At 65.7% G+C, this 15,202-nt stretch carries 16 protein-coding genes; 5 read left to right on the plus strand and 11 right to left on the minus strand.

Going from position 1 to position 15,202, the window contains the following annotated elements; translation table 11 throughout:
* Nucleotides 1-44 precede the first annotated feature (44 nt).
* From I6F09_RS02075 to I6F09_RS02085, 3 genes are all read left to right on the plus strand, one after another.
* On the plus strand, nt 45-362 hold the full coding sequence (locus I6F09_RS02075; RefSeq protein WP_036000689.1) for a metalloregulator ArsR/SmtB family transcription factor: 318 nt from the start codon (nt 45-47) through the stop codon (nt 360-362).
* Nucleotides 359-844 carry an SRPBCC family protein gene (locus tag I6F09_RS02080; protein WP_225187356.1) on the plus strand — a complete coding sequence of 162 codons (486 nt, stop codon included), beginning with the start codon at nt 359-361 and terminating at the stop codon, nt 842-844. The genes I6F09_RS02075 and I6F09_RS02080 overlap by 4 nt, the downstream gene beginning before the upstream one ends.
* 115 nt (nt 845-959) lie before the next feature.
* Nucleotides 960-1,571 (plus strand): cupin, encoded by a 612-nt coding sequence (locus I6F09_RS02085; RefSeq protein ID WP_036000681.1) that lies wholly within the window; start codon nt 960-962, stop codon nt 1,569-1,571.
* On the opposite strand, the gene I6F09_RS02090 is transcribed toward I6F09_RS02085, so the two are convergent.
* Both I6F09_RS02090 and I6F09_RS02095 read right to left on the minus strand, forming a co-directional pair.
* Entirely contained in the window at nt 1,559-2,260 is a 702-nt protein-coding gene (locus I6F09_RS02090; protein ID WP_225125694.1) for a Crp/Fnr family transcriptional regulator, read from the minus strand. The two genes, I6F09_RS02085 and I6F09_RS02090, sit on opposite strands and share 13 nt — an antisense overlap.
* A gap of 17 nt (nt 2,261-2,277) precedes the next feature.
* Complete coding sequence (locus I6F09_RS02095) at nt 2,278-2,517, minus strand: hypothetical protein (RefSeq protein WP_036000675.1); 240 nt, start codon at nt 2,515-2,517, stop codon at nt 2,278-2,280.
* 155 nt (nt 2,518-2,672) lie between these two features.
* Here I6F09_RS02095 and I6F09_RS02100 point away from each other — a divergent pair, with 155 nt between their 5' ends.
* Entirely contained in the window at nt 2,673-3,410 is a 738-nt protein-coding gene (locus I6F09_RS02100; protein WP_225150960.1) for a Crp/Fnr family transcriptional regulator, read from the plus strand.
* 10 nt (nt 3,411-3,420) lie between these two features.
* On the opposite strand, the gene I6F09_RS02105 is transcribed toward I6F09_RS02100, so the two are convergent.
* The 9 genes from I6F09_RS02105 to lptF form a co-directional block, all read right to left on the minus strand.
* A complete protein-coding gene (locus I6F09_RS02105; protein ID WP_225187357.1) occupies nt 3,421-4,140 on the minus strand; it encodes a Crp/Fnr family transcriptional regulator in 720 nt (239 codons plus the stop codon).
* A gap of 158 nt (nt 4,141-4,298) precedes the next feature.
* Complete coding sequence (locus I6F09_RS02110; RefSeq protein ID WP_036000665.1) at nt 4,299-4,535, minus strand: hypothetical protein; 237 nt, start codon at nt 4,533-4,535, stop codon at nt 4,299-4,301.
* A 74-nt stretch (nt 4,536-4,609) separates the two neighbouring features.
* The gene (locus tag I6F09_RS02115; RefSeq protein WP_225185931.1) at nt 4,610-5,668 is read right to left on the minus strand and encodes an alcohol dehydrogenase; all 1,059 of its coding nucleotides are present in this window, start codon (nt 5,666-5,668) and stop codon (nt 4,610-4,612) included.
* A gap of 27 nt (nt 5,669-5,695) precedes the next feature.
* Nucleotides 5,696-6,550, minus strand: coding sequence for a 16S rRNA (adenine(1518)-N(6)/adenine(1519)-N(6))-dimethyltransferase RsmA (gene rsmA, locus I6F09_RS02120; protein ID WP_225187358.1), 855 nt, complete (start codon nt 6,548-6,550; stop codon nt 5,696-5,698).
* Nucleotides 6,550-7,617, minus strand: coding sequence for a 4-hydroxythreonine-4-phosphate dehydrogenase PdxA (gene pdxA, locus I6F09_RS02125; protein WP_225187359.1), 1,068 nt, complete (start codon nt 7,615-7,617; stop codon nt 6,550-6,552). The genes rsmA and pdxA overlap by 1 nt, the downstream gene beginning before the upstream one ends.
* On the minus strand, nt 7,617-8,552 hold the full coding sequence (locus I6F09_RS02130) for a SurA N-terminal domain-containing protein (protein WP_036000650.1): 936 nt from the start codon (nt 8,550-8,552) through the stop codon (nt 7,617-7,619). The genes pdxA and I6F09_RS02130 overlap by 1 nt, the downstream gene beginning before the upstream one ends.
* A gap of 61 nt (nt 8,553-8,613) precedes the next feature.
* Nucleotides 8,614-11,103: an LPS-assembly protein LptD gene (locus I6F09_RS02135; protein ID WP_225187360.1), complete on the minus strand. Its 2,490-nt coding sequence runs from the start codon at nt 11,101-11,103 to the stop codon at nt 8,614-8,616.
* Entirely contained in the window at nt 11,103-12,200 is a 1,098-nt protein-coding gene (lptG, locus tag I6F09_RS02140) for an LPS export ABC transporter permease LptG (RefSeq protein ID WP_036000645.1), read from the minus strand. The genes I6F09_RS02135 and lptG overlap by 1 nt, the downstream gene beginning before the upstream one ends.
* Nucleotides 12,197-13,363, minus strand: coding sequence for an LPS export ABC transporter permease LptF (gene lptF, locus I6F09_RS02145; RefSeq protein WP_109143997.1), 1,167 nt, complete (start codon nt 13,361-13,363; stop codon nt 12,197-12,199). The genes lptG and lptF overlap by 4 nt, the downstream gene beginning before the upstream one ends.
* Before the next feature lie 339 nt (nt 13,364-13,702).
* Here lptF and I6F09_RS02150 point away from each other — a divergent pair, with 339 nt between their 5' ends.
* Nucleotides 13,703-15,202 (plus strand): leucyl aminopeptidase, encoded by a 1,500-nt coding sequence (locus tag I6F09_RS02150; protein ID WP_057028975.1) that lies wholly within the window; start codon nt 13,703-13,705, stop codon nt 15,200-15,202.

Consider the following 15,202-nt stretch of genomic DNA (forward strand, 5'->3'; position numbering starts at 1 on the left):
ACTTATGACAAGTCGAACAAGCGTGGCATGGGGCGGTGAGTGCTATGGCTAAGGACAGCGCACAACTGGCCGCACTCGGCGATCCCACCCGCAGGCGGATATTCGAGCTTGTCGGTGCACGGCCACGCACGGTCGCCGAGATCACGCGACAGCTGCCCGTGTCCCAGTCGGCCGTCTCACAGCATCTCAAGGTGCTGCGCGAATCCCGCTTGGTTCGTGCAGAGCCGAAGGGCGCCAGCAACGTCTATTACGTCGATCCGGCGGGACTCGGCCAGATGCGAGCCTGGCTCGACCGGTTCTGGAGCGACACGTTGGCCGCTTACAAACTAGCCGTCGAAAAACCATCGGAGGGATCCAGATGAACACACGTGTATCGATTGCGCCCGTCAAACATTCCATCGTCGTCGAGGCGCCGATCGAGCGCGCGTTCAAGGTCTTCACCGAAGACTTCGGCAGCTTCAAGCCGCGCGAGCACAATCTGCTCGCCGTTCCCATCGCAGAGACCGTATTCGAACCTCGGGTGGGCGGAAGCATTTATGATCGGGGAATCGACGGCAGCGAATGCCGCTGGGCGCGCGTGTTGGCGTTCGAACCACCCAATCGAGTCCTCTTGAGCTGGGACATCAGCCCGCGCTGGCAAATCGAGACCGATCCCGCCAAGACGAGTGAATGGGAGGTCCGGTTCATTGCGGAGACACCAAGCCGGACCCGCTTGGAGCTGGAGCACCATCACCTCGATCGGCATGGCGAGGGCTGGGAAGGCGTCCGCAGCGGCGTTGACAGCGATCAGGGTTGGCCGCTCTATCTGCGGCAGTTTGCCGAACTGATTGCCGCCAAGCGTTGACGCGCTTCCTTCCGACGCCGCGTCATGACGAGGAGAGGCCCTGTCGGGCCTTGCTCCGATCGGGCCCGGAAACTTCTCACCTCCGCAGCCGTTATTTCGCGGCTGAGGAGACGTCATGCCGGTCAAGGATCAGATCAAGAACTTCGCCAAGAAGCTGGTAGAGGAGCAGCCCGATGCAGCGACGCTGCGGGGGCTGGTACGGGCCCGCAAGCCCACGGCCATGCACTTTCGCGATGACGGCATCGTGCCGAACCATCCGCGCTTCCCGGCGCTGCTCTATCGCGGCGCGGTGAAGCTGAACGGTCGGCGCTTTCCGCCCGAGGTCGTCATCGATACGCTGTTCGACACCAATGGCTGGGGCCGGTCGTGGCGCGACACCGTGTACGACTTCGTCCACTATCATTCGCAGATCCATGAAGTGATGGGCGTGGCGCGCGGCACGGCGAGGATCGAGTGCGGCGGGATCAAGGGCCGCATCCTGAAACTGAAAGCCGGGGACGTGCTGGTCCTGCCCGCGGGCACCGGCCACCGGCTGATCGAATCCAGCCGGGACTTTATGGTCGTCGGCGCCTACCCGCAGGACGGCACCTATGACGAGTGCACCGACACACGCCAGCGTCCCGACGCGGTCAAGCGCATCGCCAAGGTCCGCAAGCCGAAGACGGATCCCGTGCTGGGGAGCGGCGGACCACTGCTCGCCGCGTGGCGGTCCGCTCAGCTTAGATAATCCGGCGAGAAATCCGCAAGTCTGCGCAGCTCGTCGGGCTGGAGCAGCTCGATCTCGCTGCCTTCCCACGCGATCAATCCGCGGTGCCTCAGCTCCTGGATGGTGCGGTTGACGTGGACGATGGACAGGCCACAGGCGTCCGCGACGTGGCGTTGCGTCATTGGCATCTGGAAGCAGTTGCGCTTGACGAGGCCGACGATCTCCAGCCTTGCGGCGAGCTCGCAGATGAGGTGCGCGACCTTGGGCAGCGCCGCCTGCGCGCCGAGGCGGGCGATCCATTGCCGCGAGATGGCCGCGTCGATCAGCGTCTCGCGCCAGAAGACGCGGGTCAGGTGGATCGAGCTGTCGAGCAGCTGGCGGAGCTGGCTGTGGGCGACGGTGCCGACGATGGTCGGGCCGAGCCCCACGAGATCCGCGTCCATCGGCGAGACCAGCAGCGTGTGCAGGCATGGCATGTCGCCGGGAACATGGAAGGCGAGGGTCTGGCTGCGATCGCCGACGATGCGCGACTGGTAGAGGAAGCCGCTGACGACGAAGACGCAGCGGCTCGCGGCCTCGCCTTGGCGCAGCACGATCTCGCCATCCGCGACCTGGCGCAGCGTGGACGGCAAGCCCGCGATCTGGCGGCGCTCGTCCTCGGACAGGCCTTCGATCGTCTGCAGACGGACGATGAATTTCGGATGTGGCATGGGCCTCGCGTGCAGCTTCAGCCGTCCCGCGGCACGGACGCCTCGGCCAGGCGACGCGACAGTTTCGCAAGCGTCCAGTCGGAAACCGGCACGGAGCGGAACTCGCGGATGGCGCGAGCGAGCTCCTGATCCGACATCGGCCGGACCGGCTCCCTCAGCGTTCCCTTCAGCAAGGCGTCGCTGATGCTGTCCAGATGCTCGCCGGCATCGGATGCGAACAGGCGCCGGATGCGCTCCAGGAGAGTGGTGCTTTTCATGTTAAGGCCGGCTGGTCCGAATGGGGGGAATGGGGTGGCTGCGATCGATGCGTCGCAAGCCGGTTAGCAACCTGTGCTTCCGATCTGCGTTCTAGTCCGCTGAACGCAAGCCGGACGTATCATTTGATAGAACCGGCGCGATTTTTGGCGGCTCCATGGAAAAGGCTCACGACGTGCTGATACGGAACCTCGGCGAGCACACCGCGCTCGCAGAGGAGGATATTGGCGAGATTCGCGCGTTGACCTTCATGCTGCGCGATTTCGCAACCAATGAGGATTTCATCCGTCAAGGCGACGAGCCCGAGCATTCCGCTTTGGTCGTCTCCGGCATGGTTGCCCGCTATCACCTGCTCGGCAGCGGGCGGCGGCAATATCTGGCGTTCCATCTCACCGGCGACCTTCCGGATGCGCAGGGGTTGTTCATCGACCAGATGGATCACGGGCTCAGTGCGCTCGGGCCGGCGTCGGTGGCGTTCATCCCGCACCGCGAATTGTTCATCGCGTTCCGGCGGCGGCCGACCTTCGCCCTCGCGGTCTGGCGCGAGACGCTGCGCGATGCCGCGATCTTTCGCGAGGCCATCACCAACAACAGTGCCCGGCCGATGCAGACGCGCATGGCGCACTTGTTTTGCGAGCTGTTTTACCGCGCCCGCGCGGCGCAGCTGGTGCGCGGCAATCGTTGCCGCATGCCGATCAGTCTCACGCAACTCGGCGAGACGCTCGGCATGGCGATCGCGACGGTGAACCGGACGCTCGCCGATCTCAGGCGCAGCGGCGCGATGGATCTTCGTGATGGCGAGCTGGTCGTGCTGAAATGGCGCGAGCTGCAGCGGCTCGGCGATTTCAGTCCGACCTATCTGCATCTGAAGCGGCAGTCGCCGCCGCATGCGTGAGGCGGAGGCATCAACCCTCCGCGGGTGCCGCTCCACCGCGCACCTCGTGGAAATGCTTCTTCACCCAATCGTTACAGCAGCAGGCTCTCGCTTCGAGCGCTGCTGCGTCGAGGATCAGGATGGCGCCGCGGCGGGTCGCGAGGATGCGCCGCGCCTTGAACATCTGGATGACGCGGCTGGCATAGCTGCGGGAGACGCCCAGCATGCCGGCGAGCTGCTCGTGGGTGAGAGGAATCTCGGCTCCGCCGATATGTTCCTGCGCGGACATGATCCACTTGGCGGCCCGCTGCTCGATCGAATGCGCAGCGTTGCAAGCCGCAGTCTGCAAGAGCTGCGCGAACTGGCAGTCGGCATAGCGCGCGAAGGCCTCCTGGAGCGTCGCCGATCTCTGCTGCGCCTGCTCGAGCGCGCGCAACGGCAGCCGCACCAGGGTGCCGCCAAACTTCACGACCATGCGCGAATAGGCGAGCGAAGGGCTGGGGCCGGCGGCCATGCCGACCGCGCCCTCGCGCCCCACCAGCAGGCTTTCGACCTCGCGATCGTCCTCGACCGGCACGGCGAACGACACCAGCGCGGGACCGCATGGAAAATGGACCGCGGCGACGTCGTCGCCGGCGTGATGCAGGACGTAGCTCGCCTCGACGTCGATCGGCTGGAGGTGAGGCGCGAGCAGTTCGAAATCCTGATGATTGAGCTGCCGGAGCAGATCGTTCTGGGGCCGACCGGTCACATTGTGTTCTCTTGGGCGGGCCGGGAATCGGCGCCAGCGGCAAACCTACGTTTCCGCGGCGGAACCGACGGTTCCAAAGTGCACACAACGGACGTTCGAACGTTGAAAACCAGAGCACGGCGTCGCGGCTTCAGCGGGCTGGACGGCAGCGAGGATCGTCAGCCGCAGCGGACTTCGCGATCCCCCGTCAGTCGGCCCTGTGACGCAGCGGCGCGGTAAGCGTCGATCGCCCGGTTGGCGAGCATCAGTTGCCGGCGCTCACCGGTTCGAAGCTGGGCCTCGATGGCGTCGAGCAGGAAGTTCGCGCTCGCGTCCGGCGGCCCGAGCTCGCCGCTCTTCTCGAGGCAGCTCCAGGCGATGAAGAATGCGCTTTCGACGGTGCAACGGATCGACATGCGCAGCCAACGCGGCGCGGCCGCAGGCGTTCCGTGCGGCGGGCGAGACTTGCGTCGGACCCGCCGCGCCGCGGTCAGTTCTTCAGGACGATGCGGCCGACGACCTTGCCGGCACGCAATTCGTCGATCCATTTCTGCACGTCGCCCATCGGCTCCTCGCGCATCGGCGTCGGCTTGATCTTGCCGGCGCGGGCGAGCGCCATCAGCTCGTGAGCCTCCGCGAGCGTGCCGACCATGAAACCTTCGATGGTCATGCGCTTGTAGACCCATTGCACCATCGGCAGCGTGAACTGGCCGCCCATCAGGCCGGAGACCACGATCTTGCCGCCGCGCGCGGCAACGGCGACGGCAAAGGCCATCGACTTCTCGTTGCCGGCGAAATCGACGATCTCGTCGAAGCCGCCCTCGGTCTCCTTCAGGATGCGCTTGATCACGTCGGGCTCGGCCGGATCATAGGCCGCCGCCGCACCGTTCTTGAGGGCGGTCTCGCGCGCGGCCGGCGAGAGGTCGGCGACCGTGATCGGCTGCTTGAACATCGCCTGCGCGAACGACAGGCCCATCATGCCGACGCCGCCGAGGCCGATCAGCAACAGATTGCGCTGGCGCGGACGGTCGACCAGGCGCTTGAGCGCGCCATAGGCGGTGACGCCGGAGCACATCAGGGTGGCGGCCTGGTTGACGGGCAGGGGATCGTAGTCGAGCAGATATTTGGCGTCGGGGACCAGAACGTGGGTGGCGAAGCCGCCGTCGATGGAAACGCCGAGGAAGCGTTGCTTCACACAAAGATTCTCGTCGCCATTGGCGCAGTCGCGGCACTGGCCGCAGCCGATCCACGGAAACACCGCCTTCTTGGCGCCGACGAGGCTGGCCGGAACATCGGGGCCGACCTCGTCGACGACGCCCGCGATCTCGTGGCCGAGCGTGAAGGGCAGCGTCATGCCGCGCGTGGTGTCGAGCTTCTTGCCGCCGCCGAGATCGGCATAGCCGTCCTGGATGTGGAGATCGGAATGGCAGAGACCGCAGCGCTCGATGCGGACCAAGACCTCACGGCCCTGCGGCTTGGGCGTCTCGACGATGGTCTCGCACAGCGGCGCATCGAACTTGACCAGGGACTGCCGACGCATCAACGCCATTTTCTTTCCTCCGGAATTCTTGGTTACTCAGTTTTCGCTGCGTATATCCGCCAATTCACGCGCCATGGCAACAAAGCCGGAGATGGGAATGGTCTCGGCGCGCCGCGTCGCGTCGACGCCGGCGGCTCGTGCAAGCCGCGCCGGATCGACATTCAATGATTTCAGGCTTTGCCGCAGCATTTTCCGGCGCTGGCCGAAGGCGGCGGCGGCGACCTGCTCGAGCAGCCTGCGATCGCAGGCAAGCGGCTCTGCGCGCGGCTTGAGGCGCACGACGGAGGAGGTGACCTTCGGCGGCGGCACGAAGGCGGACGGCGCAATGTCGAACAGGATCTTGGTCTCGCAGCGCCAGTTGGCGAGCACGCCGAGCCGGCCATAGGCCTCCTCGTCTTCGCGCGCGACGATGCGCTCGCCGACCTCGCGCTGGAACATCAGCACCATGATCTCGTACCAGGGCGGCCACGGCTCGGTAATGAGCCAGTTGATGAGAAGCTGGGTCGCGATGTTGTAGGGCAGGTTGGCGACGATCTTGGCGCGTTCGCCCGCGAGCAGCGGGCGTGGATCGAAGGTCATGGCATCGCCATGCACGATCTCGAGTCTGCCCGGGTAGCGCGCGGAAATATCCTGCAAGGCGGGGATCGCGCGCTCGTCGTGCTCGATGGCGATGACGCGGCGGGCGCCGAGCGCGAGCAGCGCCCGCGTCAGCCCGCCCGGGCCGGGGCCGATCTCGACGATGGTGGAATCCTCGAGCGGTGCGGCCGCACGCGCGATGCGCGCGGTGAGATTGAGGTCCAGCAGGAAGTTCTGGCCGAGCGATTTGCGCGCCGACAGCGCGTGCTGGCGAATGACCTCGCGCAGCGGCGGGAGGTCGTCGATCGCGCTCATCAGCTTGTCGCAGCCGCCATGCGGCTGGCGAGCCGCAGCGCGGCGATCAGGCTCGCCGGATTGGCCTTGCCCGTGCCGGCGATGTCGAAGGCGGTGCCGTGATCGGGCGATGTGCGGATGAAGGGCAGTCCGAGCGTGACGTTGACGGCGTCGTCGAAGGCGACGGTCTTGATCGGGATCAGCGCCTGGTCGTGATACATGCAGACCGCGCAATCATAGGTCCGTCGCGCCGCCTCGTGGAACATGGTGTCGGCGGGCAGCGGCCCTCTGGCCTCGATGCCGTCGTTGCGCAGCGCTTTCAGCGCCGGGACGATGACGGTCTGCTCCTCGTGGCCGAGCGAGCCGTCCTCGCCGGCATGGGGATTGAGACCGGAGACCGCGATGCGCGGCCTTGCGATGCCGAAGCGGGACTTCAGCTCGGTGGCGACGATGCGGACGGTCGAGACGATCAGCTCGCTGGTGAGCTCGCCCAGCGCATCGCGCAGCGAGACGTGGATGGTCACGGGCACGACGGCGAGCTGGGGCGACCACAGCATCATCACCGGCTGCGGCACGCGGCCGTTCTCCGCGGCGAGCTCGGCGAGGAATTCGGTATGGCCGGGATGACGGAAGCCGGCGCGGTAGAGCACGCTCTTGGCGATCGGGTTGGTGACGACGGCGCCGGCACGGCCCGCGCGCACGTCGAGGACCGCCTGCCGGATCGAGGCGAGCGCGGCCGGCGCGCTGGATGAATCGGGCTTGCCGGGCTCGGCGGTGGCGCGCTCGCCGGTCGCGACCACGGGCACGGCGTCCGTGAACGCGGAACCCGCTTCACTGGGGCCCACCGCGGCGATCCTGATATCGGCGCCGAACGCCTTGGCGCGGCGCGCGATCAGGGCCTCGTCGCCGAGCAGATAGAAGGCGGGCAGGTTCAGCTCGTCCCGCCTGAGCCAAGCCGCGATCGTGATGTCGGGGCCGATGCCGGCGGGCTCTCCCAGGGTGAGGGCAAGGGGCTTGGCTGCAAGGGGCTTGGTTGCAAGAGGCTTGGCTGCGGACTCGGTGGAGGGCTCTGAGAAGGGCTTAGCCATCAGCGGTTGCGATATTCGATCATCGCCGCCTTGCGCAGCTCGTCGAGATAGGCCTTCTGCGTCTTCTCGTACTTCTCCTGATACATCTTCTCGCGGACCTCACGCTTCTTCGGCGTGTCGATCATGGTCGGCTTGCGCGAGCACAGCACCACCATCTCGATGCCGTTCTTGGTCATCTCGGGCGCGGTCAGGCGGCCGATCGGGGTGTCGTCGAGCACCTTGCGCAGCGGCTCCGGCAGCTCCGCGGTGGTCTTGGTGACGGTGTCGCGGATGGTCGCGTTCGGGGTCGAGCGGAACAGCGAATTGGCCTCCTCGCAGCTCCCGACGCGGGCCCGATAGGACTCGGCTTCTTTCTTCCGGGTTTCCAGGAACGCCGCCGACGAGCCGCGCGGCACGATCAGCACGATCGGCTGCATCTTGTACTCGGTGCCCTCGATCTGAAGCTTTTCGCCGGTCTGCGCCTGCACGGCCTGCGCGACGTCGCGCTCGCCGACCAGCAGCTTCTCCTTGAAGCGGCCGCGCACGAGGCTGCCCCAGACCATCTCGGCCCTCATGCGGCTCTTCAGCGTCTCCGGGCGGACGCCCTTGGATTCGAGCGACTTGGTGAGCTGATCCGGCGTGATGCGCATGCGCTGCGCCATGCCGTCATAGGACTGGTTGATGTCGGAGACGCTGGGATCGACGCCGTATTTCTTGCCTTCCTTGATCTTGACCTTGTCGTCGATCAGCACGTTGATGACCTCCTGCCGGCTGGGGGTCTTCTGTGTCGACAGCTGGTCGAGCTTGATGCGCTGCTCGATGTCGAAATCGGTGATGGGATCGCCGTTGACCATCACGGCGATGTTCTGCGCGCGCGACGGCGAGGGCAGGGCGGCCAAGATCAGCCCGGCACCGATGGCGAGAAGGAGGCGGAAGACAGGCAATGGCGTCGTCATGATGTCGCTCGCATGTCGGCCGCGTCGAGATAGGGCAAACGCGGCCGGCACTTCAAACCATTTACTGGAGGCCGGCGGAACTGCTGGATGTCGTTGAGTTCGCCAGCGTGCGCAGGCCGATTTGGAACATGAACGCGTGGCTCAGCGTGGGCGGTGCGGTGCCCGCCGAATAGCTATACGAAGTTACGTAATTCGCCGCCAGCACGAAGCAATCGTCGACATAGCCGGCACCGAGCACATATTGGTTGATCTTGTTGGTCTCGAGGTCCCAGCGCGCAGAGCCCGACACCACCCAGTTGGTCGCGACCTTCAGCGAGCCCGTCGTCAGGATGCCTTCGCGGCGGGTCAGATAGCCCAGCTCCGGCTGCTCTGCGTAATTGCCGTACAACACGCTGACCGACCAGCGATTGAAGTTGGCGCGGCCTTCCGCCTCGAAGCGCTGCACGTTCCAGGTCTGCTCGTCCATGCGGGAGCGGACGCTGAACGTGTAGGTGCTGTTCGGCGAGTAGTTGGCGCTCGCAACGTAATCCGACCGCGGCTTGTCGAGGCCGGAGTTGAGGCCGGTATTGATGGCATCCTGCACCGTGAAGGAGTTCAGGCCGAACAGGTGGTAGGACTGGCCGAACAGCACCTTAACGGCGCCGCCCCTGTCGAACTGCGTGGTGGACTGCACGCCGACATTGGCGCGGCCGCCGCCCTCGACCCGGTCGTAGCCGGAGAACTTGTCGACGCTGAACAGGTTCGAGGCGTCGAACACCAGGCTCTGGGCGTCCTCGTTCGGCAGCCTGCCGGCATAGGTCTCGTTCGGCCGGATGATAATCTGCGCGATCGGCTCGAGGGTGGTCGAGCCCCAGGGCTGAACGTTGATGAAGGGATAGCGGTACTCCAGGCCCAGGGTCGGCATCAGGCGGAACGCCTCGGTGTCGCCGACGGGCAGGTAGTTCGACACGCCGGGCTGGTTGGAGACCGAGGACCTGATCGCGTCGGCACGCAGGCTCGCGAACGGCGTCCAGATCTGGCCGAACGGGTCGGTGAAGGACTTGCGCCACTGCGCTTCCGCGGTGAGGCGGGTGTAGGTGCCGGGGAAGCCGCGCAGCAGGCACTGCGAGGGCATCCGCGCCAGCGGATCGGCCGATGCCGTGGTGCACAGGCTGTTGGTGTTGGCGAGCGTCGTGATCGGGTCGAACACCGCTTCGTCGCGCGACAGGTTCACGAAATTGGTCTTGTAGCTGAACTCGCCGCCGAAGACGGGATAGTTGAGCACGTTGGAATAGTCGATCACCGGGTAGACGATCGGCACCTGGCTCTGGTTGCCCGAATAGCTCAGCCAGTACATCGTGCGCGCATCGAAGAAGCTGCGGTTGCCGACGCCGGTCAGATAGAGCTGCGACAGCGCTTCCGTCGGCAGCAACAGGAACGAGCCGAGCGGATCGCGGTACTGGTAGAGCCGGTAGTCCGAAAAGAAGTAGTAGTCGGACATCAGCACGCCGTCCCAGCCCCAGACCCATTTGTCGTTGAGGGCGAACTGACCCTTGGTGTCGATGGCGCCGCGGAACTCGCGGTCGCCGGGCAGCCCCGCGAATGCTCCGGGATCGAGCTGGTAGATGCCGTAGGCACGGATCTGGTAGGCGCCGTCGATCAGGCGCTGGCGGAATTCGCCCTGCAGCAGCGCGCCTTGCCGCGACAAGAAGCGCGGGGTGATGGTCGCGTCCATGTCGGGCGCAATCGCCCAGTAATAGGGAACCTCGACGCCATAGCCCGTTCTGTCCGTGCCCGAAATATAGCCCGGCATCAGGAAGCCGGATTTACGCTTCACCGTCGGGTCGGGCGTCGAGAAATAGGGCATGTAGGCGAGCGGCACGCCGAAGAACTCGATCTGTGCCGTCTCGAAGTACAGCATCTTCTCCTGCTGGTCGTGGATGATGCGGGCACCCTTGACCTGCCACAGCGGCGGCTTCTTCGGATCGTCCTTACACGGCGCGCAGGCCGTGTAGACGCCATTCTCGAACACCGTGTAATTGCCGCTGGAGCGGTCGGCGCGGCTCGCGGCCATGCGGGTCTGGTCCGCCGTGTCCACGCGCAGCGAATCGACGAAACCGTCGCGGTAATCGTCGGAGAGATCCAGGATCTCGGCATAGGTGATCTTGCCGTCGGCATCCGTCATGCGGATGTTGCCCTCGGCATGCAGCCGCTTGGTCTTCTGGTCGTAGATGACCCGGTCGGCCTCGACGCTGGTGCCGTTGTAGAACAGCTGCACGTTACCGACCGCGGAGACGCGCGAGTTGTTGTAGTCGTAGTTCACCTCGGTGGCCTGAACCAGCATCTGGTTGTCGTTGGGGGCCTTTGGCGGCTTCGCACGCGGCGGCAGCGGATTGTAGGTGAAGCTCTGGGCCTTCGCCGGCGCCACGGCGGCAGCGTCGATCAAGCCGCCGAGCGAGGCAGCCGCGACGGCGGCAATCAGGAGCCTGCGGACGGACAAGTCGCGCCCGTTCGCGCGCACCCATGTGCGCCGCGTCAAACGAGACACGTGCCCTCGGCGGACGGCAGTCACTATCCGTCCTCCTGATAGAGCAAGGCCAAAAAGCCGGTGAGGCCGCCCACCACAACGGGCAACCACGCCGCAGCGATCGGATGCATCAACTCAGCCTTGCTCAAGTCCTCAGTTACTTTCGACAGAACGTAGAGCAGAAAGCCTGCGCCCACGCCACTCAAAACCATCTTCTGCACGCCGCCCATCCGGAAGAAGCGCAACGACACGGAGGCCGCGAGCATCACCATGGCTGCGAGCAAAAACGGCTGTGCCAGAAGCTTCTGATACTGGAGTCGGTATCCGGCTGTCGCGAAGCCCGAGCTTTCGGAGGAGCGGATGTAGCTCGGTAGTTGCCAAAAGGACACAGTCTCGGGGGTGGAAAAGCTGTTGCGGACCTGCGCCTCGGTCAGCGTGGTCGGAATTTCCAGGGTGGCCTGGTCGATCGGCGGTCCGTCCAGCGAGAAGCGGCGGACGCCCTTGAACAGCCAGCGGCCGGCATCCAGCGTCGCCTCGCGCGCCTCGACCCGCTCCTTGAAGTGCTGGTCCTGGTCGAACCGGAACAGCGTCAGCCCGGTCAGCCGGATGCCCTGCTGCTCGCTGCGCGCCGCATTGATGATGGTCTGCCCGTCGCTGGTCATCTGGTTGAGCCAGAAGCCGGAGGCGTCCTGGATGCCGCCGCCGGGTGCGGAGCCGAACAGCTCGGCCTCCATGCGCTTGGACAGCTCGCGCAAATTGGCCGACATCGGATTGTAGGCGACGGTGGCGATCACGCCGATCAGGAGCGCACTGCCGAGCGCGGGCGCGATGAACTGCCAGGCGGAGATGCCCGCGGCGCGCGCCACCACGAGCTCGAGCCGGCGGGAGAGGGCGAGATAGCAGGTCATGGCGCCGATCAGCATGCAGAACGGCGTCAGCTTCTCCAGGAGCTGCGGCACCCGGAACAGCGAGGTCTCGGCCACCATGAGCGCGGAGGCGGATGCAAGGCCCGAGGTCTTGCGCACCATCTCGATGTAGTCGACCAGCACCAGCAGCAGGAAAATGCCGCCGAAGACGCCGAGCGCCGCGACCACGAAGCGGCCGGCGAAATAGCGCCCCAGTGTGTTGGTGAGCATGCTCATGCGGTGGCCGGACGTCCGAACAGCCGTGCGATCCGTGCATTCGACCGGTTGATGGCCTCCATCAGGCCGGGAGGCGGCTCGACCACGACACCGCGGATGATCATCCACAGCCCGACGCCGATGGCGCCGAAAACCATCGCATATTGAGCCAGCACCGCGCCCGGCGACTTCACCGCCATCACCGAGCAGGCGAAACCGGCCATGCGCAGGCCGAACACCGCCACGATCGAGGAGGCGATGGAGAAGTTGCGGCTCTGGCGAGTGGTGCGCGGCGCTCCGAGAAAGGCAAAGGTCAGCACCGCAAAGGCGAACGGATACATCGGCGCGAGCAGGCTGTCATGCAAGGCCGCGCGGAACTGCCCTGGAATCTGCTTGTAGACGGGATCGTTGTCGGATGGCGAGAACAGCTCCCAGAGATAGCGCTCGCGGATGCCGAGGGTGACGTCGCGGCCCTTGGCGAATTTCGACATGTCGAAGCCGTAGCGGCCGAAGGCCACGAGCGCCGGATCGCGCTTGCCCGCCTCGAAGCGCTGGAGATTGCCGGTTTCCAGCACCAGGAACGAGCCGGTCTCGTTCTTTACGACCTCGCCGTGCTCGGCGACGATCGAGACGCGCTCGTTCGGATCGCGGCGGTCGTCGATGAAGATGCCGGCGAGGATGCCGCCCGGTTGGCGTTCGCGAATCCGGATCGTGAGGTTCTCGTCGAGCCGGGCGAAGCGGCCGGGCTGCAGGATGTTGGTGAGCACGTCCGCGGTGATCTCGGCATCCCACTGCTTGATGCGCCGCATCCCGTCTGGGGCGAGATAGGCCGCGATGAAGGCGACCAGCAGCGCCACCACGCAGGTGGCATACAAGAACGGAACGAACAGCCGGATCGGCGAGAAGCCGGCGGCATTCATCACGATGATCTCGGAATCGGTCGCGAGCTTGTTCAGTGTGTGCGAGATCGCGATCATCAGCGCGATCGGCGAGATGATCAGGACCAGGGCCGGGATCACGAGGCTGGTGATGCCGAGGAAGGTGAGGATGGTCTGACCCTGGCTCGTCATCAGGTCGATGCCGCGCAACGCCTGCGTAATCCAGATCACGCCGGTGAGGCTGACCAGGACCAACGCAAACGACGCCAGCGTCGTGCGGAAGATATACCTATCGATCGACCCCATGCGCTACCGCACGAATTCCCACCAAGCCCCAATTCCGATCGGAATTCCGGCTGCCCAACCAATCCCCGATCAGGGGGATCCCCAAGGTCGGCCAACAGCTCTTCCGCCAGTTCATCCTCTCACTACCATCCCTTTGATCCGTCAACAAAATGGCTGCCCCGTGGCACCCTCATCATATGGTTAATATTTCGCTGTTGTGGCGTGGCGGCCACGGCGGAGCTTGGCATCTGCCGGGCGGGTGGCCCATAGTGGGGGACGCCTCAGTGAATCGCCGTTCAGCTCCGGTTGTGGCTGGAACGCCCGAACGACGAAAAGCCCCATCTTTTGGAGGAGTTATCCATGTCCGATGCCATCAAGGTCGGCTTTGTCCCGCTGTCTGCCGCCCCTCGTGGCATCCTGGTCGTGTTCTGCGACGACGGCCTGAAGCTCGGTCCGGCGACGGTCAAGGCCCTCGGCGGCGCTGCCGAGATTGTGAAGCGCGCGGCGGCTGCGGCCGCCTTCAAGGGCAAGAGTGGTGCTGCGCTGGACATTCTGGCGCCGGAGGGGGTGAAGGCGACCCGGCTGATCGTGATCGGCGCCGGCAAGGCGACCGGCCTCAAGGCCAACGATTTCCTCAAGTTCGGCGGGGTGGCGGCCAGCAAGCTGCCCGCCGGCACCAGCGCCATGACCATCCTGGCGGAGCTGCCGGGTGGCGCCCTGACCAGCGAGCAGGCGGTTGCGATCGCCTCGGGCCTGCGCTTACGCGCTTACAAGTTCGATCGCTACAAAACCAAGAAGAAGGACGGTGAGGAGGGCGGCGCGCGCGCCGACGTCTCGCTTGCGGTCGGCGATGCCGGTGCGGCGAAGAAAGCGTTCGCCGCGGCCGGCCATGTCGTCGACGGTGTGATCATCGCACGCGACTTCGTCAACGAGCCGCCGAACGTGCTTTTCCCGGAGGAGTTCGCCCGCAGAGCGGGTCAGCTCCGCAAGCTCGGCGTCAAGGTTGAGGTGCTCGACGTCAAGGCGATGCAGAAGCTCGGCATGGGCGCGCTGCTCGGTGTCGGCCAGGGCTCGGCGCGGCCGAGCCGCACCGTGATCATGCGTTGGGACGGGGCCAAGAAGGGCGAGGCCCCCGTCGCCTTCGTCGGCAAGGGCGTCTGCTTCGACACCGGCGGCATCTCGATCAAGCCGGCCGGCAGCATGGAGGACATGAAGGGCGACATGGGCGGCGCGGCCTGCGTCGTCGGCCTGATGCATGCGCTCGCCGCGCGCAAGGCGAAGGTCAACGCGGTCGGCGCCATCGGCCTCGTCGAGAACATGCCCGACGGCAACGCGCAGCGGCCGGGCGACATCGTCACCTCGATGTCCGGCCAGACCATCGAGATCATCAACACCGACGCCGAGGGCCGCCTCGTGCTCGCCGACGTGCTTTGGTACGTCGCCAAGAAGGTGAAGCCGAAATTCATGGTGGACCTTGCGACGCTGACCGGCGCCATCATGGTGGCGCTCGGCACCGAGCATGCCGGCATGTTCTCCAACAACGACGAACTGGCCGACCGGCTGCTCACGGCAGGCATCGAGAGCGGGGAGAAGGTCTGGCGCATGCCGCTCGGCCCGGAATACGACAAGCTGATCGATTCCCAGTTCGCCGACATGAAGAACACCGGCGGCCGCCATGGCGGCTCGATCACCGCCGCGCAGTTCTTGCAGCGCTTCGTCGACGGCGTGCCCTGGGCCCATCTCGACATCGCCGGCACCGCCATGGGCGCGCCGAAGACCGACATCAACCAGAGCTGGGGCAGCGGCTACGGCGTTCGCCTGCTGGACCGCCTGGTCGCCGACCATTACGAGCGCAAATGA

It is taken from the genome of Bradyrhizobium sp. IC3195 (genome assembly GCF_020193585.1).
Taxonomy (GTDB): domain Bacteria; phylum Pseudomonadota; class Alphaproteobacteria; order Rhizobiales; family Xanthobacteraceae; genus Bradyrhizobium; species Bradyrhizobium yuanmingense.